The following is a 22,109-nucleotide window of genomic DNA, read 5'->3' on the forward strand; positions in this document are numbered from 1 at the left end:
TAAATTAAGCACACTCTCACTATAAATGATATTGATTATCATTGTCAACAATAAAAATTATTTTTTAATCCAAATGATAGGAAATGCACGCCTACTTCGTATTAATAAGTGAAAATGCTTTTAGAAAGGCGGTCACTCAATGGATGAAGAGTTAATCGTAAAACAGATCACTCGCAAAAAAGACGTTGGCTTACAACTGCTCGTCGATCACTATTCCGGACTCATCACTGCTATCGTGAGAAAGCACCTCGGGAATATAAGAACGTATGAAGAAGAATGTATCAATGATGTGTTGTTAGCCATTTGGAACAATATCAAAAGCTTCGATAAGAAAAAAAATTCATTTAAAAACTGGGTCGCAGCCATCTCCAAATATAAAGCGATCGACTACAAGAGAAAGTATATGAAGAACCAACAAAACATGAGTTTAACAGAAGTGGAGCATCAACTGACCACCCATTCTTCCCTACAGCAAGAAATACAAGAAGATGTGGAAGAATTGCTGCGCCACTTAAATGAAAAAGATCGAGAACTATTCAAGCAATACTATTTAGAAGATGTTCAACTAGAAACTATTGCTGACGCTCATCACACGACCATCGACAATTTGTACAATCGTCTGTCTCGTGGAAGGAAAAAAATAAAAAAGGCGGTGCAACAATGAAGAATCCGTATGATTTATTAAATGAAACGCAGATCAATGTAGATGAATATGAAGAAGTGGAGTTAAATCAAGCGGAGAAAGATCGTCTATTACATACGTTACAAAAAAGCGTTCAGCCTCGAACAAAGAAACCTCGAAAAGGCTTAATCGCTGCAGCGGTCGCTTTAGCCATGATTAGTCCTGTCATGTTGAGCAATGAACACGTATGGGCTTCTCTATCTAAAGCCGGAAAACAAATCGAACAGTTTTTTAATAAACCGGACAATCAATTTATTGGCTATAAACAAAAAATCGAACAAGTGGCCGCTGATAAAAATGTCAGCGTCACATTAAATGAATTAATGCTTGATGACGGGCAGATCCTACTGAGCTTAAATGTAAATGCCGCACAATTAGATAAATTGACATTAGGTGCCGGGAAAAGTTCCCCCATTCGTCCAGGAGATCCAATCATTCAAATTGGAGATGTGACATTTTCAAATACCGCTTACGATTCACAATTAGAAGATGAAAAAACGGAAGATGGCAGTTGGAACTTCTTATATTCTGTGGATTTGACCGGTATTGACACAGACGGAGACGGAATTATTGATAAGGAAAATTTCCAAATCCTCGATGACTATATGAACTCTGATAAAGACTATGACGTCAATATTACTTTTCATACAATGGAGTATGAGAAAAAGAGCGGTGTCCACTCCGGCAAATACTCTGACTCCTTTGGACAAATCAAAGGAAACTGGGCATTCCAAACGACAGTCAATGGAACAAATATTAAATCCGACACAGACGTATACTATGTCGATAAAGAAATCAGCATTAAAGAGAAAGACGTAGAAGGTATCCTCAAAATTGAAGAAGTTCGTGTATCACCTGTTTCATTAAAACTTCATTATACATTTGAGTACACAAAAGGCAGTCAAATGGAGACAAATGTTGATCTACTTATAGAAGATGAAAAAGGACGACGACTGACTGGTAGCGGTACAGGCACAGGCACAGATACACTCTCAACTATGAACATAGACATTCCATTAGAGAACGACCTTAAACAAATTAAAATTACGCCAACCTTGTTTGATTATGAAAGCGAGTCTTCAAAATACTTGAAGGACAAAGCATTTGAACTGAAGTTACAAAAATGATCATTTTCCCTCGCTCGGAGCATTCTGAGCGAGTTTTTTGATGAATCGGCCATTTTCTTCACTAAAATCAAAATAGAAAAAACCTTCTGAACAAAACTCAGAAGGCTAAAATTGCAAAGCCATATAGCTAAGTGTCCCAAGATCATAGTCTCGGAATAATACTTTCGGCTCACTTTCGTTACCTGCGCCCATCGCAATGAAAAACGGAACAAAATGTTCTTCCCGCGGAACGGCTTTCTCAGCAAATGGTGCCAATTGCTTATATTGAGTTAAATTAGAAATGTTGCCGGCATCAAGCTGCTCTAATAGCCAGTCGTCAAATTGAACCGCCCAGTCTTCCGGCTCTTTTTGACCCCAGTGTAATAAACGCAAATTGTGAACAGTCACACCGCTACCAATTACTAAAATATCTTCTTCCCCTAGTCCCTTTAACGCTCCCCCGATTCGAATTTGCTCCTCTGGCGGCAAAAATGGATGAACCGATACTTGCACCACCGGAACGTCGGCATTCGGGAACAAATGAGTCAATAACGTCCAAGTGCCGTGATCCAGCCCTCGCTTCGTATCTAGTTCCGATTCGATCGCATGCGTCTGAAAGCGTTCTTGCAACAACTTAGCCATCTCCGTTGACCCCTTCGCTGGATAGGTCACTTCATAAAGGGCTGGTGGAAACCCGCCAAAATCATAAATCGTTTCAAATTCATCATCACGAGAAGAAATTTGCATCACAGCACTTTCCCAGTGAGCCGTAAACAACACGATTGCTTTTGGCTTCAAACTCTCCCCCAGTTTTCGTAAAAATCGAGTATAATCCGTGTCTTCTATCGCAATCATCGGTGATCCATGTGGTAGAAATAATGCTGGCATCATCGTAATCCCCCTAAAAGTTTTCTCATATGAATATTTTTTCATTTATAGGATAACAAACTTAGTGATAGCCTGTCAATAATTTGTTTGTTATAATAGAAATAAGTTTTCTTAAAAGAAACTTTTTAGGAGTGAATAACATGGATATTGGATCAAAAATTCGGGCCATCCGCAAAAAAAAACAAATGACGATTGCTCAAATGTGTGAAGAAACCGGCCTTTCTAAAGGATTTATCAGCAATATTGAAAATAACCATACGTCCCCTTCGATCAGTACATTGCAAATGATTGCTGGCGTTTTGGACGTTCCTTTAGCTTATTTTTTTCTAGAAAAAAAGCAACATATGCGTGTGATTCGTAAAGAAACACGAAATAAAACAATATTTAAAGAAAAAAATATGTTAGTGGAGCATATTAATTTCACTGGGGGACTGCGAATGGTACAAGTCGAACTGCCACCCGGTGGTTCTAACGGTGAAGGCCATGCTCATGCAGGAGAAGAAATTCACCTTGTGCTAGAAGGGACCGTCCTTGCCGAACAAGGCGAAGACTCCTTTACTTTGCAAGCAGGCGACTCATTTAGCTGGAATGCGAGTGTCCCTCACCTTGTCAAAAATATCGGAGACACACCAGCCATTATCCTTATGGCGATCACGACAGACACACAGAAACAAACAGAAGACATCCTTTAACACAATAAAAAAACAGACTCGCCATTGGAGTCTGCTTTTTTGTTTAGGCTCTGTTCACATTCGTCGCTTGTGGTCCACGTTGGCCGTTTTCGATGTCAAATGTTACTTCTTCCCCTTCATTCAACGATTTGTATCCTTCACCTTGAATCGCTGAGAAGTGCACAAATACATCTTCGCCACCTTCACGCTCAATGAAGCCGAAGCCCTTTTCACTGTTAAACCATTTTACTTTCCCACGTTCCATTGCTTTGTTGCCTCCTAATATCATTCACGAAATTGCAATTTTACTTGCTCGCTTAGTATTGTCCATATTTGGTGATTTTATACGAGAAACCACAATTTAATCTCCAAGTAGTACTTTAATTCCTTTGACGATATTCCAAATGAAAAAATACAATCCGATCAACACGAAAATACCATACGTCACGACAATTCCTATTCCCACAGCCATCTCTTCTTGTGCACCAATCCCCAGTACACCAGAAAGTATCATTCCTACTACTAGTACAATAAACGGAATTATATGCGACCAAAAAGCACTTTTCGCATGAGCCTTTACCTCTTCATCGGCAACAAAATACACAACAACCGGAAATAAAAACGGGGCAAAAAATATACTAAAATAACATAACGATGATAACACTTGACTCGCTCTCATAATTTTCCCTCCTATCATTATTATTTTTACATAAGAAGAAAAAAATGGCTAATAAAAAAATCGAGTGAAATGTCACTCGATTTTTAAATGATTGACTTCTGCTCTGCTTACAAACTATCCCCAAAATCCATTTTAAATTTAGCCACTAGCTCCGAAGGCCAATCCGTTGTTGTCGTCAATTTACCAAAGAAAAAGCGCAACACATTCGGCTCATCAACAAACGTCAATCCACCGATCAGATGACGGTTTTCATATAACCAAGCAATGCGGTCAGCAGCGTACTTCACTTGTGATAGTGTAAAGACGCGTCGAGGCATCGCTAAACGAACAAGCTCCATATGCGAAAGTGTTTCATTGCCGTCCTCATCTCGTTGCTCAGACAGCGTCCCTCTTTCCATTCCACGAACACCACTGACGATATAAAGAGCGGCCGCCAATGCACCTGCTGGATACTCATGCTGTGGAATATGATCAACAAATTCCATCGCATTAATATGACAGCCCAAACCGCCAGCAGGAGTAACAACCGGAACACCCTTTTTCAACAGCTCTTCTGTCATATAGGAAATAAATTGCGGACCTTGATTAATCATTTGTTCATCCATCGTCTCATCTAGACCAACCGTGATCGCTTCCATTTCACGAACACTCATCCCGCCATATGTCAAAAAGCCTTCATATAATGTAATATACTCACGCAGCTTCATGTAAATATCTTCATGACGCGTACAAATTCCTCCGCCGCGCGCGCAACCAAGCTTGCGGGCTGAGAAATAAATAATATCAGACAAATCAGACATTTCCCTTGTAATCTTGCGAATACTCCAATCTTTACAGCTTTCTTCTCTTTCTTTTATAAAATGAAGATTATCCGCTAACAAACTAGCGTCTAAAACGAGCATCAGACCATGTTCATCACATACTTGGCGAACCTGGCGCAAATTTTCAAGCGCAAATGGCTGTCCGCCAATCAGATTTGTCCCTGCCTCCATACGAACGAATGCGATCTTCTCCGCGCCATTCGTCGCAATGACATCCTTTAACTTGGCGATATCCATATTGCCTTTAAACAGCTCATCGCTAGTGATCTTTAACGCTTCATCGGAAAAGATCTCCTCCACTCGGCCACCATTTAACACAATATGAGCTTTCGTTGTTGTAAAATGATAATTCATTGGTACGACCGATCCTTTAGTCACAAACGCTTGTGAAATAATATTCTCACACGCTCTCCCTTGATGAGTTGGTAAAAAATATTTTGTCCCAAAGATTTCTTCTATTTTATTCTCAAGCTTCGTAAACGTCTCTGAACCAGCATAGCTATCGTCTGCTTCAAGCATTGCTGCCTGCTGCTTATCACTCATCGCATTTACGCCGCTATCAGTGAGCATATCCATGAAAATATCCTTGTTTTTCAACAAAAAAGTGTTATAACCTGCTTCCGCCATCGCTTCTGCCCGACGTTCAATCGGTGGCAAATTTAACTTCTGTACAATTCTTACCTTGTGCATTTCTAAAGGAATGGACTCTCCCGAATAAAACCTTACATTAGACATCACTATACTCCCCTATTCTTTCATATGTCTTACTTTTTCCTAGCATCACATTACTACTTTAAAGCAAATATGTAAGTATTTAATAATTCTATCTTATCTGAATATTTTTTAAAAGAGTTAATTGGTGACAAAATGTAAAAAATATGACAACTTTCCTACAAAAAAAAGACCGCCCCAAGGCAGTCTTTTCTGTTTACATCACTTTCATCTGAGATTGTATCGTTCCGAGGTGCAACCCTTCATGGAACAAGACAAAGTTAAGGACATCATCAATGCTCGTCAGCACAAGCGGCCCAATTTTCACTTCATTAGCAGGGGCATCCGCTAAATGATCGGCAAAATGAGCTTGAACACGCTCTATTTGCCCCTTTAGCAAGCCCATAATCTCCTCTTTTGAAGCCGGATTTTCTAGCCAATCCGCCGGTTTCGTTCCCGGTGCGAAAAATGGTGCATATTTTTCTACATTCGATTCATAGCTTGGGTCTGCTGCTTTTAATAATGACTCCATCACGACATACGTATGACCCGCATTCCATTTGACTGTGTTGGAAAACCCTTCTGACTGCGCATCCCATTGTGCTTCCTCGATTGCCTCAAGCGTCCGAAGTGTCACATTTCGTGTAAAATTGACTCTCTCCCACATTGCCAAATCAATCCCCTCCTATTCTCTTTCTCTACCATTATAAAACATTCATTGATGTTCTCAAAAAGAAAGGATTCATTTGTAAAATCACTGGAAATAACATGTGGTTATAGTATAATAAATAGACAGGAGATAATTTATGTCATTCACTCTTTTTTTAGGCTTATTGATCGTTGCGATGATCAACTTACATTACATAGAGAAAATTTTAATCAAAAAATATAACATTCCTAAAAAACAAGGATTCTTTTATCACTATGTACATACACAGCATAAGATAATCGAAATCTTCTTGTGGCTGCTTTATATTTTAGGCACTATGTTTCTATATCTTCCGGAATATTCATTTATTCCTTCGGCCACTTTAGCTTATTCTCCTCTTGCTTTTCTCATCATGATGCACTTACTTCGTGCTTTCATGGAATGGAAATACGAGAGAGAAACGAATCGATATCGACTATCACTAGCTTTTGTAGCTTATTTGCTATTTTTAACTTTGCTACTGGTATTCATCTTGGAAAGAGTGTGAGTAGGATGGAAATATCACTAATTAGACATGGTCGCTCGACGCATGCGGATCGGACATGGATCAATGGCTCTCAATTCGAGGAATGGGTGAAACAGTATAATGCTGCCGGGGTGTTAGCAGAAGCTAACTTTCCAGAAGACACAAAGAAAAAGATTGCTTGCGCTAAACTGGTGATTACTAGTGATTTAAAAAGAGCCATCCATTCTGCTCATCTATTGAGCCATCAAGCAGATATTGTGTCGAGCCCTTTATTTCGAGAAATAGGAATGCCGAGGATATCCCTCGCTAAAGTCAAGGCTCCTCCAGCTTTTTGGTCAGCTGTATTAAGAAGCTGTTGGTTTTTAGGCTATTCTGCCCAAACAGAATCCTTGCATCAAGCGAAAAAAAGAGCTAAAGAAGCGAGTGAGCAATTAATTCGGTCCGCCACTCAATATGAAACAATCGTATTAGTCGGACATGGTTTTTTCAACCGCTATATCGCGAAAGAGCTAGAGAACTCCGGATGGAAAAGCATGAAAAGACCAGGAAGAAAGCATTGGAATTGTACAACTTATTTTTATTAAGGAGGTTGTAATATGCCTGTCTGTCAACATTGTCAGCAAGCTTGGAGTTGGACTTACACCTTTAAAAAGATGTTCACGTTTAAAAGTTATCTCCTCTGCCCTCATTGTCAGCATCATCAATTCGTCACAGCGAAATCGCGAAGAAAACTTGGTCTATTTGCCTTGCTTCCGCTTATATGGCTCCCTTTATCAGCCATTGGAGTATCCACTGTCATCATAATGATGATCGAATTACTCACTCTCCTAATTGCATTCGGCATTAGTCCTGCTCTTTATGAACTAAGCAATCAAGAGGAGCCACTTTGGTAGCCAGGCACCACTTCGAATGCCTGGCTCTTCATTTAAAGATTCATTAGCCGATATAAGCGCTCTTTATTTTGATTGAGCTGATCTTGAAGCTGTTGCACAGGTTCTTGATGAGGACTGTTTTGAACGGCATTCATGAGTGCATTGTCCGCTCGCTCAATCAAATTTCTTGCTTGCTGAATCAATTGTTCCGTTGGATGAGATTGCGCTTGTCCCACCGCTGTGGTCGCATTTTCAACAGAATTCCGTAATTGAGAAATAACATTTTCATTTTTCCAGCTCATTTTTGTATGGTCTTCCATGACAAACTCCTCCTTTTTCCTTACTATGGCTTCCATTTAAATCTTTTATTCGAAAAGCGTTCTTTTCCTGTCTTTAGCAAATAACGATAGACTTTCCTACCTCCTATTGGTAACGTAATGTAAAAGAGATACTATTTCACAGGGGGAACAAATATTGATTGGTTGGTTAAGTATAATCATTTTTCTTTCCGGCTTCGCTTATTTATTAGCGATCAAGGCGGAATCTTCTTTTTGGAAATATGCATTAAAGCCGGGGACAATGGTGCTAATTATCTTGTTGGCAAGCACTGGGTTGACAGAGCCCTCTTTCTACATCATTTGGGTCATGATCGGGTTGTTATTTTCCGTTTGCGGCGATATTTTTTTAATGTTGCCGAGCGATAAATTTTTACAAGGATTAACGTCTTTCTTGATCGCACATATTTGTTATATCATAGCATTCACTAACGGATTACAAGACTCTGCGATTGACTGGCAGGTCATTGTGCCTCTTGGGCTATTCGGGATTTTTTATTACAGTTTTTTATACCCTAGCTTAAAAAAAGAAGCCAATCTCCTTTTACAAATTGGTGTAATGATGTACATTGCCATTATTTGCTTCATGTTTACTCAATCGTATTCAACGGGCAGTCAATGGGCCATTATCGGATCTTTCTCCTTTCTCGTCTCTGATGCCATCCTTGCCTATGACCGATTTCATAAACGGTTTCAGACCGCTCATTATTACGTCATGATTACATACTATGCAGCACAATACTTGATTGCATTGAGCGCGATCCTATAGCCAGTGAGTTCAAACTCACTGGCTTTTTATTATATCTAATTATAAATAGTTATATCTAATTATAATTAGATATTGACTATTATAATTGGATTATTTATTCTAAATGAGGTGGACATTGGCAGCAACCACCCAACTTTGACTGCTTGAATTTTTTTCAGAAGAGGGAGAGAAATGACTTCGAAAAAACAACATCACCTAAAGCTAATCAGCTTAGCGATCTTTCTTATCATTTGTTTCATCATTTCGTTTTCGCTTGGTCGCTACCCTGTCACTCCTCAAGAGCTGCTTGAAGTATTAGCTTCACAAGTGATTCCATTAGAGACCACATGGGAAGCTGAAATCGAAACGATCATTTTTCAGATTCGTTTACCGCGAGTAGTAGCGGCCGTTCTTATTGGGGCTGCTTTATCTTGTGCAGGTGCGACGTATCAAGGATTATTCCAAAATCCAATGGTTTCTCCCGATTTACTTGGCGCATCTGCAGGCGCTGGATTTGGTGCTGCACTGGCGATTCTTTTAGGTGCTAGTTCTTATTTCGTGTCCACTTCTGCCTTTGTATTTGGGTTATTGACAGTATCGATCGTTTGGTTACTCAGTACGAAAGTAAAAAATAACCCGTCACTTGGCTTAATTTTAACTGGTATTATGATTACCTCTTTGTTTTCAGCTGGGCTTTCTTTCATTAAGCTAGTGGCAGACCCTAATGATCAGTTGCCCGCTATTACATATTGGCTAATGGGCAGTCTTTCCTCTATTCGTCAGCAAGATGTGCTATATAGTGGAATTCCTATCGTACTCGGATTGATTCCATTATTGTTTTTACGATGGAAATTAAATGTAATGACAATGGGAGAAGAAGAAGCTCAAACGATGGGTGTGAACACAAAAGTTCTTCGATTGTTAGTCATTTGCTGCGCGACGCTTATGACAACTGCTAGTGTAGCAGTCAGCGGCATGATTGGCTGGGTGGGCCTTGTGATTCCTCATTTTAGCCGCATGATCGTTGGAACAGATTATCGAGTGTTACTTCCCGCTTCGATGCTGCTTGGCGCTAGTTTTCTATTAATCGTAGACAACTTCTCTCGTTTACTATCAACCTCCGAAATTCCGCTTGGTATTTTAACCGCGTTTGTAGGAGCCCCGTTCTTTTTATATTTAATTTTTCGAGAAGGGAATCGATCATGACTTTTGAAGTAAAGCATCTTTCATTCGGCTATAAGGACCGCGATATTTTACATAACCTTACGTTTACAGCACAACCGCAAGATTTATTATGCGTACTCGGGCCAAATGGGGTCGGAAAAAGTACCTTGTTCCGCTGCATGCTCGGATTAATTACAAATTATCATGGGGAAATTTCAATAGCTGGGGAAAATGTTAGAAAGATGAAACCTGTTGAGTTAGCTAAAAATATCGCCTATATTCCTCAATCACATCACCCTACGTTTAACTTTACCGTGCTAAACATGGTATTAATGGGCAGAACCGTCCATCTCGGAAAAACAGGGAATCCGAAAGCGGAAGATGAACGAAAAGCATGGCAGGCGCTTGATCTTTTAGGTATTTCTCATTTAGGGCATCGCGGCTATGCGGAAATTAGCGGCGGTGAGCGGCAACTGGCGTTAATAGCGAGGGCGATTGTACAGAGAGCAAAAGTTCTCGTGATGGATGAACCGACTGCAAATTTAGATTATGGGAATCAAATGCGAGTCATGAGGCAAGTAAAGGAACTAGCCACACAAGGCTATACGATTATTTTATCGACTCATAACCCAGAGCATGCCTTTTTGTATGGGAATAAAGCACTTGTGATGTTTCAAGGAAAAATGATTGCATTTGGCGACCCAAAGGAAATATTGACGGAAGCATTACTTCAATACATTTATGGTGTCAGCGTGAAGCTGGTGGATATTGATACAGAGGATGGCAAGTCACGCCTCATCGTCCCTTGCCTCAATCAAAAGGAGAATGGACATGTTTATCTGGACTGAAGACAGCATCAAATGGTACAAACAAGCAGCTGAATACACAAAATATGATCAAGAAATTTATCAAGAAATCGCACCCTTTATTGAAGAAACCGATACTGTAAGTGACATCGCCTGCGGTTTAGGTTTCATCAGCTTGCAGCTAGCTCAAAAGGCAAAAAGCGTCACAGCTATTGATATTAGTGCACAGGCCTTGCAGCTACTGCAAGAAAATATAGAAAAACAGGCGGTTACTAATATAGAAGTGATCACATCTGATGTCGCTGACCTTCCATTCAGGGAGCAATGGGATGTCGTTGTGATGAGTTTTTTTCAGCAAAGCAGTGAAGCCGCTTTGCAATTGCTACAAATGAGTAAAAAGAGAGCTATTATTGTGTTATCCAACGGCAGTAAAACATCTTTTTGGCCTACTAACTCTCGGCCAAGTAAAAAAGGAAATGCCAGTGAATTAGTGAAACAGCTGAAAGAGAAGCATATTCGTACACAATACATCGAAAGAGATCTTGATTTCGGACAACCGTTTCATTCTTTTGAAGAGGCGGTAAAATTTATGAAGCACTATGCACCAAATAACCTTACAAATGATCTAGAACATCATCTTCAAGCTCATTTGGTGCCAATGGAAGCAAATGAATGCGGTTATCGCTACTATTTGCCTCATATAAAAAGAATCGGAATCGTTGTCATCGACAAATAGCTGTAAGTTAGGAGACAAGAACATGAAAAAAATAGTAGCATTATTATTGACAATCATGCTGATCGCATCCAGCGTCGTTGGATGTAATAAAAGTGAAGCACCGAAGGAAAATAAAGAAAAAGCAGAACAAACGGAGAAAGCGACTCGAACGTTTACCGATTCTGCTGGACGAAAGGTTGAAATCCCTGTAGAAATTTCAAAAGTGGCCCCGTCAGGACCGATTGCACAAATGGTGTTATATACTATCAATCCTGATAAGTTAGTTGGTTGGTCAAGAGAACCTAATGAAACAACAAAGAAATATATGGACAAAAAATACTGGGACTTGCCAAGCTTCGGGATGTTTTATGGAGATACATTTAATTTAGAGGCCTTGATGGCAGCAAAACCTGATGTGATCATTGATATCGGTGAAGCAAAAGATTCGATTGCTACAGATATGGATGATATTCAAGAAAGAACAGGCATTCCAACGATTTTCGTTGAAGCAAAATTAGATTCAACTGCCGAGGCCTATGTGACACTAGGTGATCTACTTTCTGAAGAAAAACAGGCGAAAAAATTAGCCGAGTATAGTGAAAAAACGATGGAAGATGCGAAGAAGTTTTCAGCATCGATTCCAGAAGACAAGCGGGTAAAACTGTATTATGGGCTAGAAGACAATGGTTTGAATACAAATGGAAAGGGCTCCTTCCATGCAGAGATCATTGATTTTGTTGGCATTGAAAACGTCGCAGTGTTAGACAAAGTGGCAAGTAAAGGCGGCGGCAACGAGGTATCGATGGAACAGCTATTACTTTGGAATCCGGACATGCTTTTATTTGCTCCAGATAGCGCCTATGAAAAAGCAGCAGCGAAAGATCCTCTATGGAAGGATCTGCAAGCGGTTCAAAACGGGAATGTCTATGAGGTACCAGAAGCTCCTTATAACTGGATGAGCTTCCCTCCTGCTGTCAACCGGATTTTAGGCGTAAAATGGCTCGGTAATCTTGCCTATCCTGATGTTTTTAAATACGATATGATCAAAGAAACAAAAGAATTTTATCAATTATTCTATCATTATGATTTAACTGATGAAGAAGCAAAAGAACTGTTAAAGAACTCTACTTTGAAAAGAAAATAAACCTGCAAAAGCCAGTGAGTCTGAGGATTCACTGGCTTTTTGCATTCGACAAAAACCGGGGCGTGACAGGCACTTGTCGAACACACCACTTCTCAATTTCTTTTTTTAACCGAGGATGCATCGGTTTGCCGATTTGGTTTTTATACTGTTTCTTCACGTTTAATACGCTTTTTTCTTCGGTATATTCACGTAACATATGATCCATATCCTTGACAACATGGCAGTGAATATTATCTTTCCCTAATGATTCCAACGCCTTCAAATCAGCCGCATTGGCTTGCACATCTTTCTCGCCAGTTACTGCTAACACCGGACAAGCAGTCTCCTGTAAGAGCTGTAATATGGCATCATCCGTATAGCTTAAATGCTCACGCAGCCATTTAGCCGGGAATTTTTTCAATTGAAGCTTAATGACGTCTTCCTTAGAAGCTAAAATCGTATCAAAAAGCTTATTTTGTTTTTCTATCACTTTCTTCTCTGAAACGAGTTTACGAAGCAAAAGCCCTTTGAATCCCCTCATGCTCTTCACTTCTTCAACGAGCGCCCTATTTTGATACTGCATCGCTGTTTTCAACGACGAGCCAGCCCCAGCAAGCAAAATCAAACCTGCCACCGGAGATTTGGCATTTGCAATTGTCGTTAAAATACAGCCTTCACTATGCCCTACTAGCACAATACGATCCGAATTGACATAAGATAAGCTTCTCAAAAAATCCACTTGACTGATCACGTCATCGACTAAGTCTAACATTCCTGTTTTGTAAGCATCCCCTTTGCTTTTTGCTATACCACGCTTATCATAGCGAAGAGTCACAAAGCCAAGACTTGAAAGAAACTCCGCAAGTTCCTTATAAATGTTCATTTGAAACCCTTTTATATTTCCATCTCGATCGGCTGCACCAGTCCCACCAACAATTACCGCCGCCGGATGCTGTTCATATCCATTCTCAGGAATCGTTACTGTTGCACTTAATTCATATTCTCCTTGAACGCTGACGTTTATCGTTTTCATTTTCCTTCCCCCTATTCCTCTTTTGCAGGCATCATCGTAAATGAAAATTTCCGTAATGTCCGCTGATCATTCGGTTCCTTCCCTGCGACTTTTATGAGAGCTTGTTTGATCTCCTCTAAAAACATATCGCATTCTTCATCGCTTAAATAAAAGGGGTAACTTCTAAACCCAACCCGATCTTGTTCCATATTGTAATCTTCTATGTTCACATACTGTTGAAAATCCATGAGCAGAGACATCGCAAATGTATAAAACAGTTGAAAATGCTCCTCCCTGCCACCTTGCTCCGCCGCTTCTTGAATTTGCTGAAACGGATTCGCTTTCAAGCGATACACCTTCTCAACTGTTCCCCTTATTTTGTTCTCCTCGCAAATCTCTAAAATGCCATCTTTCACAAGTTTATTGATATGTCTGTATAAGCTCGCTTGCGGAATATCTGGCAACTGTTCAGCAATCATTCGAGTCGTAATCATTTCTTTTCCTAACAGTGTTTGTAGAATTCTCATTCTAATTGGATTTAATAGTCCGCTTAATGTTTTATGATCCACCGTATCACCGCCTTCGTTATTATTTATAATTATATTATCATTTTTGATAACATTTAACAATAAGCAGTTGCGATCCTCCTCCTTTTTTTGTCATAATATTAAATATATTGATATTTTAGGAGGTCACTACAATGAAGAAATTATATTCTCTCCTACTCTGCTTATTGCTTCTCTCTGCGTGTTCGAATGAACATGCTAAGCCAACGGAAAAAGCACCGGAAGCCTCCACACCTAAGACAGAAAACATTCCCCCTGCAGCAAAAACAGTGGAAGAAATGATTTCACAAAAGCCAGGTGTCTTAATGAAAGAACATTTTGATGAAGACATCGAAACTGTGGAAACGATCAATTGGACCGAATACCGTAATTTTTATGAAGAAAAGTTTAAACCAGTGGCGGAAAAAGAAATCAGTCATTACGTTGAAAAACAAACGAACATGACAAGCAATGAATTGTACAACTATCTCGTGTATCAGCTTGGCTCCGGACAATACAAAAAATTTTATCAGCCGCTGCAAGATTTCCAACATGAGTTTCAAGCACCAGAATTACCGACAGGAGCAACGTCCACTGAGACAAAACAAAAGCAAACAAATGTCATCATTTTAATGGATGCAAGCGGAAGCATGAAAGCAAAAGTTCCTGGCGGAGTCAAAATGGATTTAGCTAAAAATACGATAAAGGAATTTGCAGCAGAACTTCCTGAAGATACAAATATATCTTTGCTCTCTTACGGTCATATCGGTACAGGAAGTGAGGCAGATAAATCAAAATCGTGTGCTGCCATTGAATCCGTTTTTCCATTAGGGACCTACGATCAAGCCACTTTTAACGAAGCGACAAATGCCTTTGAAGCAAGCGGGTGGACGCCATTAGCTGGAGCGATCAACGAAGCCGCAAATATTCTTGCCGACTATCCTGCTGATGAGCATAATAATATCGTCTATATTGTCAGCGATGGGATCGAAACATGTGATGGCGACCCAATCGTTGCAGCAAAAAAACTGCAGGAGCAAAATATTCAAGCAAAAGTCAATATCATCGGATTTGATGTCGATAACGACGGACAAAACCAATTAAAACAAGTAGCCGACGCTGGCGGCGGTGAATATGCAACCGTCAAAACAAAAGACGAGCTAGAAACGCAAATCATTGAAAAATGGCACCCTTCCATCTTTGAAGTCATGGGGAAAGAAGGCGTATCACTAGCTGAATACGTCAATAAATCTCAAGAACTCGTCAACTATTACTCTCATCTACAGGATTTAAGCAACTATGAAAAAAATCGGGTGACAGATGCCATCTACTTTTTAGCTAACAAAGAGCTAATCAGTGAAGAAACAAAACAGGCAGCACTCACACTTACAGAAGAAAGGAATACATTGCGTAACGATCACTTTAAGGAAACCTATGAAAAGAAAAAAGAGGAACTAGAAAAAGCGAAAAAAGTCATTGATCAACAAGTAGTGGATTGGAAGAAACAGTGGGAACAGTAGAAAGGGATAACATATGGACGTATAACTATTTCACACAGAAAGCCTAGTTTGTTATTCATTTCATCCATAAAGGCGATGGGTCGTAAATATCCCCCATCGCCTTTTAACGATAATGATCATAATAGTCTTTTGAAATGATTTTCAGCTCTAAAGCTCTTTTAGGAGAAATCAAAAACAGTGGACTTAATATAAAGAAAAAGTAGGAAAACACATAGAATAACGAAGCAATAGCAACCAGGTCTGTCGTCGGCAACAATACTCCATTCGCAATCCATACGCCAATTACTCCAACTCCCCCTAGAAGAACAACATAAATTAAAAGAAATGAAGACCGCTTATATTGACCCTTCTTATCTATATGATTGACTTTCAACAGCATCGGTTCTTGAAAAAAATAACAAATACAAAAAACAACAATATATACGGCTAACGTAAGCCACATCACCCAAGTACCAAACGTCAAATACAGCATCGGAATATAACAATAAAAGGTAAGCATCATCAACATAATAAAGACATTAATCGTCCTAACATAGACACCATCATGCCCATATTTCAGCCATATAATATACAAAATAAGCATGAGAACAGGGACAGTTCCGATACTAAACAAAAACCAAGTTAAATCTTCCGTAAACGCTCCGCACAGCGCTGAAAAAACTACAGCTAATATGATTACGTTCGGTACATTAGTCTCTCCAATCTTTGTTCTTTCCATCCAGTTTCCCCCTTTTCATTATTCCCTTATCCCTCCATCATTCTGACCTAAACAAAGATTCATTCACATTCATGCATCCCAGCTTATTTTCCAATCACTCCCCCAACTTACATCTTATTTTATTATGCCTAAATATGCATCAAACTGGAAGAAAATTAAAAATTTTTGTATAATGGTGTACAAAGGATGTACATTAAAACACGAGGAGGTTTTTTGAATGGTAAACACAAATAAGCCCATTACTCAAGTACTTATTAAGCATAAGGAACCTCAAAACCTTCATGATTTTGCATCCATGCTTGAAATAATCGCCAAAAAGTTAAAAGAAGAACAGCAATTTGTCTTTTTACAAGGAAATAAAGAAATAGAAGTCAAGCCAGCCGACTTATTAAAAGTAGAATACCAGTACACCACGAAAGGCGACAAACATTCATTTGAAATTGAATTCGACTGGTATACTGGAGAAAAAGCTGTAAAAACAATAGGCATACGATAGGATGAAAAATGAATCTGAATATTTATCCATAATAAGTAAAAAGAGTGCTTTATTTCATCAGAAAACAGATGAAGCAAAGCACTCTTTTTCATATTTGATTATACACCAATCTTTACAGCGATAATTAATGCCACAACTGCGATACTTAACCAACCAAACACCGAATAGTGACAGGCACCTGTCAAATTTGATATATTTGGTATTAATAACTGATAAAAGGATTGTTTCCATTTTGTTTAATTTTTATAATAATAGATTAAAGTCGATTTTGATTGTATGTATAACTTTGTTTGTGCTTACTAGTTTTCGTCTTGCCTGGGTCTCCTATCATGCTGTCCCTGATTCCCCTCTCGCTAAGCAAGGCGTTTTGGATCTTCGGAATACTAAGTTAACGGACGATTCTTCAATTTCGCTGGATGGGGAATGGATTTTTTATCCTACTACCCTAGAAAACCCCTTACCAGAGAAACAACATGCTCCAGATACTAAGATCATTTCTGTACCGTCAAAAGGAGGTACAGAAATTCACCATTCATTTGGCACGTACAAATTGCGAATTTTGTTAAATCCAGACCAAAAACAAATGTATGGCATTCGTGTTCCGCTTGTCAATACAGCTTCTAAATTATTTATTAATGGTCGGCCAATAGCTCAAGCAGGTGAAGTCGCCAAAACTAGCGGTCAACATAAGGGACAATATAGTTCCTACACAGCCTTTTTTGCAACGAATCAAAGTGAAATTGAACTGGTCATGCAAGTCTCCAATTTTGATACACCTGAAAAGGCGAGCATTAAAAAATCCATTAAATTTGGTTCCGCTGCATCGATCATTGACGAGCAACAATCTATTAAAACAACAACGATGATGATCATCGCTATTTTGCTTTTATACAGTCTGTATACAATATTAATTTATTTCTTTATTTATCCAAAAAAAATCATTCTTTTTTTCACAGTTGGATTTCTCTTTACGGCGCTTGATGAATTCATCAACTACAATAAATCTATACTTGAGTGGCTACACTTCGATTATGATTGGTCTATAAAAATCATCCAATTAGTATATCTTGTGTCTGCATTTTTCTTAGTACAATTGATTCGCAGCTTGTTAATGGAATATAACAAAGCGAGGGTCTTTCGATGGTTTAATATTTTATATGGGTTAGCGGCTTTATATATTTTCATCCTGCCCATTCCATTCATCTTTTTCGCAGAGAGTTTATTTTCTGTATTGTATCTCGGTTCTTTCCTTACCGTAATCGTTCTCGCTCTGAAACTATATATCCAAAAAAAGGAAGAATCCTTTTTCCTAGCCTTAACAGCTTTAAGCACAACGTCCGGAGTCATTTGGGTCATCATTAAAAGTGTAAGCTCATACGAAATACCATTCTATCCATTTGATTATCTATTTGCCTTTCTCGGCTTTTCTCTCTTCTGGATTAAACGGTTTCAACAACTGACTATTGAATCTAAACAGCTTGTTACACAGCTTCAACAGGCCGATAAGTTAAAAGATGAATTTCTAGCAAATAGTTCGCAACAATTATGGAGCCCTCTTAATGAGATGATCACCATTGCTCAAACCGTACACGACCGAAACAAAGGCTCTATGCCTACAGAGGATAAAAATGATTTAAAATTTCTCATCGATATTGGTCGCAGTATGTCATTTATGCTCAATGATCTTCTCGATTTCACTCGATTAAAAGAACGAGCCATTCATATTCATCCGACAAGCACTAATATACAAGCAGCCTTAGCTGGTGTATTCGATATATTAAGATTCTTGACGGAAGCGAAGAAAGTCCAATTGTTATCAACGATTCCGGCTTCGTTTCCTAATGTGCTGGCGGATGAAAAACGACTCATTCAAATTTTATTTAACTTATTGCATTATACGATCAAGTGTACAAGTGAAGGCGCTATTGTGGTTCACGCGGAATGTAAGGATAGCACCGCCATCATTCAAATAAGAAGCCCTGGACTTACGATTAATGAAGAAATACTAAATGATTCCGTATTGATGGAACACCGCAAAGAGCTGGGTCTGAAAGTTTGTAAACAATTAATTGAACTGCACGGTGGGTCATTGCGTGTGCATACAATGCCTGATCAAGAGCCATTCTTTCTCTTTACATTACCTATAGCGGAAGAGCAAATGCAGCAAACTGCCAAAACCGAGATGCACTCAAACGGAGAAGGAAATGTCAGGAGAGATCATCCCGAGCCATTCCAACTACAAGAAAAAACAGCTGATGAACGACGCTTTACGATTTTAGCAATAGATGATGATCCCATTCATTTAAAAGTCATACACAGTATTTTCCCATCTGAAAAATATGAAGTGGTGACCGTAACCAACAGCAAAGATGCGTTAAACTTATTACATGTTGTCGATTGGGATTTAATCATTTTAGATGCCATGATGCCCGATATGTCTGGATATGAATTCGTTCGCTTGATTCGAGAAAAGTATTCAATGTTAGAGCTTCCTATTCTTTTATTAACGGCAAGAAGCTATCCTGAAGATGTGTATACTGGTTTTGCCTTAGGAGCGAATGATTACGTGACAAAACCGATCAATTCACTAGAGTTAAAGATTCGGAGTCAAGCTCTTATCGACTTAAAGCATTCCATTAGCGAACGACTTCGCATGGAGGCGGCGTGGCTTCAAGCTCAAATTCAGCCGCACTTTCTTTTTAACACCTTAAATACGATCGCATCACTCAGTACGATTGATACATCGAGAATGGTTCATCTTTTGAACAAATTTGGACATTATTTGCGTAAAAGCTTCGACGTGAAAAATCTACAGCGTGTCGTTCCAGTCGAACATGAGCTTGAACTAGTACGTTCTTATCTTTATATAGAAAAAGAACGATTTGGTGATCGTTTGCAAATTATTTGGGAAATAGACGAGAAACTAAAGTTAGACATTCCGCCCCTTTCCATTCAACCCTTGGTAGAAAACGCTATTCATCATGGGGTTTTACAAAAGGCAAAAGGTGGAACGATTTGTATTCGAATTACTGATCATCCAACCTTCACAACGATCACTATTATTGACGATGGAGTAGGCATGAATGAAGAAAAATTGGAACAAGTGCTTAATGAGAAAGTACCTAAAAGAAAAGAAGTAGGCCTCATTAATATCAACAAACGACTAAAACGGATTTATGGCCAAGGACTGCAAATAAAAAGCTCGCCTACGGAAGGAACAGAAATTACTTTTACAATCCCCAAACTGATATAATGACGAATACAAACCACCTTGGAATCAGGGGCTGTCTAGAAAGTCAGCCCCTGACACTCAATATTGTACGCGAAGATACTCACCTTTTTTCATAGAAATATGACCAGATTCATACAATCCTCCATCGATGGTCAAGATGACTTTTTCGACGTTGTAGTATTGGCCAAATGTGTTAGCAATGCTTTGCAAAACCATTGATTCGTAGCCGGCTCCGGCATTCATTTCACTGATAAATTCTTGATTTAAATCGATATACACGATGCCATCCTTATTTAAATAGAGGCTGTTGATTTTTGTATTTTTGGAGAAAACCTTTCCAAGCGGAGGCTCTACCGGCTGTTTATAAGCCTCCTCTAGCTTCTTTCGCGTGATATCATTCGTCTTAAAGCTCACTTTTTTCGCTTTGTACTCTAGCTTCTCAGCATCGATATTCGGATAAAAGAAACGAACTTCTTGAACAAAGGGGACGTTCTCCTCAATTTTGCTTAATGAAGAGCTCACTTCCATCTCCCCGGACCGAAAGACAGACTTCACTAAACCAATTCCTTTTGCGTAGTAGTCCATCGTTTGGCTATCTTTATCTTTCGTGATCACTTCAATGGCCCGGTAACTGCCTGATGGCGTATAAACCGAAGCCGCTGTATTCGTGATTTTTCTCATGCGTCCATCCTTCAACTTCCAAGAGGTCCCTTTAGCAATTGGCTCCATTAACAAAACTTCTTCATCACCTTTTGCTTTTAAAAGATTTTCACGATAATAAGCTTCTCCTCTCGTCAGTACCTTCTTAAGTTTTCCATCCTTTAACTGAAGCACACTCGCTACAACCGTCCCGCCATTATCGATACGTTGCTGTATTTTCCCTTTTTCAAGATAGTCAATCATTACATGGTAGGAGGCATATTCATTGCCCTTTCCTTCATACACATATTTTACATTTTCAACCATTGGTAAATAATCACCAATCCCCCATTTTATCCGCGAAGAAACCGCTGTTTGTTTCTCTTTCTCCTTCCTGCTTGCCTCTTTCTCACTCGCACATCCAATGACTAGAACAAAGGTGAACACAAAGCATATAAACGGGAAAAACCTTTTCATATGTCATCCCTCCCTTATTCGTCTTGCTTCCTCGTTATCTTCCTTTTACCCAGCAGCATTCCTAATTGAAACAATTCTTTCTTGAATGCAACTAATCCTCTTTTAATAACTGCAAAAAAGCGGGTGGATGAGAAAAATAAAAATCTCAGATGCCTATAAAATTGACATCTGAGATTTTTAGCTATTTATTTGATTGCTCTTCCTTGGATTTAAACACGTTCTTTGCCATCATCAAAGCATTTTGCACGCGCGGAAATCCAATGTAAGGAATGAGTTGTAAGATGCTTTCGGTAATTTCCATTTGCGTCAATCCGGCGTTCATTCCCCGTTTCATATGAGTCTCCACTTGCTGAATAGCACCTTGCGTCACAAGTGAAGCAATCGTTACAAGCGCTCTTTGTTGATGATCTAATCCTGGTCGCGTATAAATATCGCCATAAGCAAATTCCACAATATACTTGCGCAAATCCGGTGCAATGTCTTTTAATACATCTGACTCGACTAATTGTTGCACTTCCTCCTCACTCGTATATTCCCTTAACTTGTCTATTCCTCTTTGAAACCGATCATTCTCCATTCTAATCCCTCCCATTACATTCAAAGTTCGTGTTTTTTCTAGTATTTCCTGCAAAAAAAAATAAAGTGCCAGCTTTAACGCTTGGCACTTTATTTCTCACCAAATTTAATAAACAATCGCTCATCGTCAATTAATCCACAAACCGCACATTGCACTCTTTTTTCTGGCCCATTGTAGGCAATATGCAGCGGCCCAAGCTCAATCATACTTTCCATCACATCCCCCGTTTGCGGATCTAATTTCACCGCACGAGCGACCTGCTTAATGATATTAAATCGTGATCGATTCGTTTGACAGTTCGGACAGCAATAACGAGTAGTCATAGGGGGACCTCCTACTATACATAATCACCTTTAGGCTGTCCGAAAAACCTGATTATATTCATTAATGGATCGAC

26 protein-coding genes are annotated in these 22,109 nt (G+C 39.2%); 14 read left to right on the forward strand and 12 right to left on the reverse strand.

Translation table 11 applies throughout. From position 1 onward, the window contains the following. Positions 1 to 139: 139 nt before the first annotated feature. Both IRB43_RS11170 and IRB43_RS11175 read left to right on the forward strand, forming a co-directional pair. Entirely contained in the window at positions 140 to 664 is a 525-nt protein-coding gene (locus tag IRB43_RS11170; protein WP_203363566.1) for a sigma-70 family RNA polymerase sigma factor, read from the forward strand. Next, the gene (locus tag IRB43_RS11175; protein WP_203363567.1) at positions 661 to 1,809 is read left to right on the forward strand and encodes a DUF4179 domain-containing protein; all 1,149 of its coding nucleotides are present in this window, start codon (positions 661 to 663) and stop codon (positions 1,807 to 1,809) included. Before IRB43_RS11170 ends, IRB43_RS11175 begins: the two co-directional genes overlap by 4 nt. A 105-nt stretch (positions 1,810 to 1,914) precedes the next feature. Here the strand turns inward: IRB43_RS11175 and IRB43_RS11180 are convergent, their stop codons facing one another. Next, positions 1,915 to 2,679: a DODA-type extradiol aromatic ring-opening family dioxygenase gene (locus IRB43_RS11180; RefSeq protein WP_203363568.1), complete on the reverse strand. Its 765-nt coding sequence runs from the start codon at positions 2,677 to 2,679 to the stop codon at positions 1,915 to 1,917. A gap of 137 nt (positions 2,680 to 2,816) precedes the next feature. Here IRB43_RS11180 and IRB43_RS11185 point away from each other — a divergent pair, with 137 nt between their 5' ends. Beyond that, the gene (locus IRB43_RS11185) at positions 2,817 to 3,368 is read left to right on the forward strand and encodes a cupin domain-containing protein (protein ID WP_203363569.1); all 552 of its coding nucleotides are present in this window, start codon (positions 2,817 to 2,819) and stop codon (positions 3,366 to 3,368) included. A gap of 43 nt (positions 3,369 to 3,411) precedes the next feature. Here the strand turns inward: IRB43_RS11185 and IRB43_RS11190 are convergent, their stop codons facing one another. The 4 genes from IRB43_RS11190 to IRB43_RS11205 all read right to left on the reverse strand — a co-directional run bounded on the left by IRB43_RS11190 (position 3,412) and on the right by IRB43_RS11205 (position 6,225). Beyond that, a complete protein-coding gene (locus tag IRB43_RS11190) occupies positions 3,412 to 3,612 on the reverse strand; it encodes a cold-shock protein (protein ID WP_094834552.1) in 201 nt (66 codons plus the stop codon). Positions 3,613 to 3,708: 96 nt separating this feature from the next. Continuing rightward, positions 3,709 to 4,026: a magnetosome magnetite crystal formation protein family gene (locus IRB43_RS11195; RefSeq protein ID WP_203363570.1), complete on the reverse strand. Its 318-nt coding sequence runs from the start codon at positions 4,024 to 4,026 to the stop codon at positions 3,709 to 3,711. Between the two features lie 107 nt (positions 4,027 to 4,133). Beyond that, positions 4,134 to 5,582 (reverse strand): tryptophanase, encoded by a 1,449-nt coding sequence (locus IRB43_RS11200; protein ID WP_203363571.1) that lies wholly within the window; start codon positions 5,580 to 5,582, stop codon positions 4,134 to 4,136. Between the two features lie 193 nt (positions 5,583 to 5,775). Beyond that, positions 5,776 to 6,225, reverse strand: a complete 450-nt coding sequence (locus IRB43_RS11205; protein ID WP_238941972.1) for a DinB family protein — start codon at positions 6,223 to 6,225, stop codon at positions 5,776 to 5,778. 139 nt (positions 6,226 to 6,364) lie between these two features. On the opposite strand from IRB43_RS11205, the gene IRB43_RS11210 reads away from it, so the two are divergent. Genes IRB43_RS11210 through IRB43_RS11220 form a run of 3 tightly spaced genes read left to right on the forward strand, consistent with a single transcriptional unit; the run spans position 6,365 to position 7,626 of the window. Further along, on the forward strand, positions 6,365 to 6,754 hold the full coding sequence (locus tag IRB43_RS11210; RefSeq protein ID WP_203363573.1) for a DUF4181 domain-containing protein: 390 nt from the start codon (positions 6,365 to 6,367) through the stop codon (positions 6,752 to 6,754). 5 nt (positions 6,755 to 6,759) lie between these two features. Further along, the gene (locus IRB43_RS11215) at positions 6,760 to 7,317 is read left to right on the forward strand and encodes a histidine phosphatase family protein (protein WP_203363574.1); all 558 of its coding nucleotides are present in this window, start codon (positions 6,760 to 6,762) and stop codon (positions 7,315 to 7,317) included. A gap of 12 nt (positions 7,318 to 7,329) precedes the next feature. After that, positions 7,330 to 7,626: a TIGR04104 family putative zinc finger protein gene (locus tag IRB43_RS11220; protein ID WP_203363575.1), complete on the forward strand. Its 297-nt coding sequence runs from the start codon at positions 7,330 to 7,332 to the stop codon at positions 7,624 to 7,626. 32 nt (positions 7,627 to 7,658) lie between these two features. Here the strand turns inward: IRB43_RS11220 and IRB43_RS11225 are convergent, their stop codons facing one another. Beyond that, positions 7,659 to 7,925 carry a hypothetical protein gene (locus IRB43_RS11225; RefSeq protein ID WP_203363576.1) on the reverse strand — a complete coding sequence of 89 codons (267 nt, stop codon included), beginning with the start codon at positions 7,923 to 7,925 and terminating at the stop codon, positions 7,659 to 7,661. A 154-nt stretch (positions 7,926 to 8,079) separates the two neighbouring features. Here IRB43_RS11225 and IRB43_RS11230 point away from each other — a divergent pair, with 154 nt between their 5' ends. The 5 genes from IRB43_RS11230 (at position 8,080) to IRB43_RS11250 (ending at position 12,517) form a co-directional block, all read left to right on the forward strand. Then, complete coding sequence (locus IRB43_RS11230; RefSeq protein ID WP_203363577.1) at positions 8,080 to 8,709, forward strand: lysoplasmalogenase; 630 nt, start codon at positions 8,080 to 8,082, stop codon at positions 8,707 to 8,709. A 171-nt stretch (positions 8,710 to 8,880) separates the two neighbouring features. Next, the gene (locus tag IRB43_RS11235; RefSeq protein WP_203363578.1) at positions 8,881 to 9,894 is read left to right on the forward strand and encodes a FecCD family ABC transporter permease; all 1,014 of its coding nucleotides are present in this window, start codon (positions 8,881 to 8,883) and stop codon (positions 9,892 to 9,894) included. Continuing rightward, on the forward strand, positions 9,891 to 10,700 hold the full coding sequence (locus IRB43_RS11240) for an ABC transporter ATP-binding protein (RefSeq protein ID WP_203363579.1): 810 nt from the start codon (positions 9,891 to 9,893) through the stop codon (positions 10,698 to 10,700). Before IRB43_RS11235 ends, IRB43_RS11240 begins: the two co-directional genes overlap by 4 nt. Continuing rightward, positions 10,684 to 11,394: a class I SAM-dependent methyltransferase gene (locus IRB43_RS11245; RefSeq protein WP_203363580.1), complete on the forward strand. Its 711-nt coding sequence runs from the start codon at positions 10,684 to 10,686 to the stop codon at positions 11,392 to 11,394. Before IRB43_RS11240 ends, IRB43_RS11245 begins: the two co-directional genes overlap by 17 nt. Positions 11,395 to 11,416: 22 nt before the next feature. Then, positions 11,417 to 12,517 carry an ABC transporter substrate-binding protein gene (locus tag IRB43_RS11250; protein ID WP_203363581.1) on the forward strand — a complete coding sequence of 367 codons (1,101 nt, stop codon included), beginning with the start codon at positions 11,417 to 11,419 and terminating at the stop codon, positions 12,515 to 12,517. A 28-nt stretch (positions 12,518 to 12,545) separates the two neighbouring features. Here IRB43_RS11250 and IRB43_RS11255 read toward each other — a convergent pair whose 3' ends face one another. Both IRB43_RS11255 and IRB43_RS11260 read right to left on the reverse strand, forming a co-directional pair. After that, positions 12,546 to 13,529: an alpha/beta hydrolase gene (locus IRB43_RS11255; RefSeq protein ID WP_203363582.1), complete on the reverse strand. Its 984-nt coding sequence runs from the start codon at positions 13,527 to 13,529 to the stop codon at positions 12,546 to 12,548. Positions 13,530 to 13,540: 11 nt separating this feature from the next. Then, positions 13,541 to 14,077 carry a helix-turn-helix domain-containing protein gene (locus IRB43_RS11260; RefSeq protein ID WP_203363583.1) on the reverse strand — a complete coding sequence of 179 codons (537 nt, stop codon included), beginning with the start codon at positions 14,075 to 14,077 and terminating at the stop codon, positions 13,541 to 13,543. Positions 14,078 to 14,208: 131 nt separating this feature from the next. Here IRB43_RS11260 and IRB43_RS11265 point away from each other — a divergent pair, with 131 nt between their 5' ends. Continuing rightward, positions 14,209 to 15,573, forward strand: a complete 1,365-nt coding sequence (locus IRB43_RS11265; protein WP_203363584.1) for a vWA domain-containing protein — start codon at positions 14,209 to 14,211, stop codon at positions 15,571 to 15,573. 103 nt (positions 15,574 to 15,676) lie between these two features. On the opposite strand, the gene IRB43_RS11270 is transcribed toward IRB43_RS11265, so the two are convergent. Continuing rightward, positions 15,677 to 16,291 (reverse strand): hypothetical protein, encoded by a 615-nt coding sequence (locus IRB43_RS11270; RefSeq protein ID WP_203363585.1) that lies wholly within the window; start codon positions 16,289 to 16,291, stop codon positions 15,677 to 15,679. A gap of 217 nt (positions 16,292 to 16,508) precedes the next feature. On the opposite strand from IRB43_RS11270, the gene IRB43_RS11275 reads away from it, so the two are divergent. Together IRB43_RS11275 and IRB43_RS11280 are read left to right on the forward strand one after the other, a co-directional pair. Beyond that, entirely contained in the window at positions 16,509 to 16,787 is a 279-nt protein-coding gene (locus IRB43_RS11275) for an amphi-Trp domain-containing protein (RefSeq protein WP_203363586.1), read from the forward strand. Between the two features lie 367 nt (positions 16,788 to 17,154). Further along, the gene (locus tag IRB43_RS11280; RefSeq protein WP_203363587.1) at positions 17,155 to 20,040 is read left to right on the forward strand and encodes a hybrid sensor histidine kinase/response regulator; all 2,886 of its coding nucleotides are present in this window, start codon (positions 17,155 to 17,157) and stop codon (positions 20,038 to 20,040) included. 57 nt (positions 20,041 to 20,097) lie between these two features. On the opposite strand, the gene IRB43_RS11285 is transcribed toward IRB43_RS11280, so the two are convergent. From IRB43_RS11285 to IRB43_RS11295, 3 genes are all read right to left on the reverse strand, one after another. Next, entirely contained in the window at positions 20,098 to 21,135 is a 1,038-nt protein-coding gene (locus IRB43_RS11285; RefSeq protein WP_203363588.1) for a GerMN domain-containing protein, read from the reverse strand. A gap of 181 nt (positions 21,136 to 21,316) precedes the next feature. Continuing rightward, positions 21,317 to 21,712 (reverse strand): carboxymuconolactone decarboxylase family protein, encoded by a 396-nt coding sequence (locus tag IRB43_RS11290; protein WP_203363589.1) that lies wholly within the window; start codon positions 21,710 to 21,712, stop codon positions 21,317 to 21,319. An 89-nt stretch (positions 21,713 to 21,801) separates the two neighbouring features. Then, entirely contained in the window at positions 21,802 to 22,035 is a 234-nt protein-coding gene (locus IRB43_RS11295) for a DNA alkylation repair protein (protein ID WP_203363590.1), read from the reverse strand. Positions 22,036 to 22,109 lie beyond the last annotated feature (74 nt).

It is taken from the genome of Bacillus sp. REN10 (genome assembly GCF_016820555.1).
GTDB lineage: Bacteria > Bacillota > Bacilli > Bacillales > Domibacillaceae > Bacillus_CE.

What these genes read in the sequence shown, in the direction of transcription:
- IRB43_RS11170 (WP_203363566.1), top strand. Translation starts at nt 140, where the DNA reads ATGGATGAAGAGTTAATCGTAAAACAGATCACTCGCAAAAAAGACGTT.
- IRB43_RS11190 (WP_094834552.1), bottom strand. Translation starts at nt 3,612, where the DNA reads ATGGAACGTGGGAAAGTAAAATGGTTTAACAGTGAAAAGGGCTTCGGC.
- IRB43_RS11180 (WP_203363568.1), bottom strand. Translation starts at nt 2,679, where the DNA reads ATGATGCCAGCATTATTTCTACCACATGGATCACCGATGATTGCGATA.
- IRB43_RS11225 (WP_203363576.1), bottom strand. Translation starts at nt 7,925, where the DNA reads ATGGAAGACCATACAAAAATGAGCTGGAAAAATGAAAATGTTATTTCT.
- IRB43_RS11235 (WP_203363578.1), top strand. Translation starts at nt 8,881, where the DNA reads ATGACTTCGAAAAAACAACATCACCTAAAGCTAATCAGCTTAGCGATC.
- IRB43_RS11295 (WP_203363590.1), bottom strand. Translation starts at nt 22,035, where the DNA reads ATGACTACTCGTTATTGCTGTCCGAACTGTCAAACGAATCGATCACGA.
- IRB43_RS11285 (WP_203363588.1), bottom strand. Translation starts at nt 21,135, where the DNA reads ATGAAAAGGTTTTTCCCGTTTATATGCTTTGTGTTCACCTTTGTTCTA.
- IRB43_RS11220 (WP_203363575.1), top strand. Translation starts at nt 7,330, where the DNA reads ATGCCTGTCTGTCAACATTGTCAGCAAGCTTGGAGTTGGACTTACACC.
- IRB43_RS11210 (WP_203363573.1), top strand. Translation starts at nt 6,365, where the DNA reads ATGTCATTCACTCTTTTTTTAGGCTTATTGATCGTTGCGATGATCAAC.
- IRB43_RS11240 (WP_203363579.1), top strand. Translation starts at nt 9,891, where the DNA reads ATGACTTTTGAAGTAAAGCATCTTTCATTCGGCTATAAGGACCGCGAT.
- IRB43_RS11215 (WP_203363574.1), top strand. Translation starts at nt 6,760, where the DNA reads ATGGAAATATCACTAATTAGACATGGTCGCTCGACGCATGCGGATCGG.
- IRB43_RS11250 (WP_203363581.1), top strand. Translation starts at nt 11,417, where the DNA reads ATGAAAAAAATAGTAGCATTATTATTGACAATCATGCTGATCGCATCC.
- IRB43_RS11270 (WP_203363585.1), bottom strand. Translation starts at nt 16,291, where the DNA reads ATGGAAAGAACAAAGATTGGAGAGACTAATGTACCGAACGTAATCATA.
- IRB43_RS11265 (WP_203363584.1), top strand. Translation starts at nt 14,209, where the DNA reads ATGAAGAAATTATATTCTCTCCTACTCTGCTTATTGCTTCTCTCTGCG.
- IRB43_RS11245 (WP_203363580.1), top strand. Translation starts at nt 10,684, where the DNA reads ATGTTTATCTGGACTGAAGACAGCATCAAATGGTACAAACAAGCAGCT.
- IRB43_RS11200 (WP_203363571.1), bottom strand. Translation starts at nt 5,582, where the DNA reads ATGTCTAATGTAAGGTTTTATTCGGGAGAGTCCATTCCTTTAGAAATG.
- IRB43_RS11290 (WP_203363589.1), bottom strand. Translation starts at nt 21,712, where the DNA reads ATGGAGAATGATCGGTTTCAAAGAGGAATAGACAAGTTAAGGGAATAT.
- IRB43_RS11205 (WP_238941972.1), bottom strand. Translation starts at nt 6,225, where the DNA reads ATGTGGGAGAGAGTCAATTTTACACGAAATGTGACACTTCGGACGCTT.
- IRB43_RS11255 (WP_203363582.1), bottom strand. Translation starts at nt 13,529, where the DNA reads ATGAAAACGATAAACGTCAGCGTTCAAGGAGAATATGAATTAAGTGCA.
- IRB43_RS11275 (WP_203363586.1), top strand. Translation starts at nt 16,509, where the DNA reads ATGGTAAACACAAATAAGCCCATTACTCAAGTACTTATTAAGCATAAG.
- IRB43_RS11185 (WP_203363569.1), top strand. Translation starts at nt 2,817, where the DNA reads ATGGATATTGGATCAAAAATTCGGGCCATCCGCAAAAAAAAACAAATG.
- IRB43_RS11195 (WP_203363570.1), bottom strand. Translation starts at nt 4,026, where the DNA reads ATGAGAGCGAGTCAAGTGTTATCATCGTTATGTTATTTTAGTATATTT.
- IRB43_RS11175 (WP_203363567.1), top strand. Translation starts at nt 661, where the DNA reads ATGAAGAATCCGTATGATTTATTAAATGAAACGCAGATCAATGTAGAT.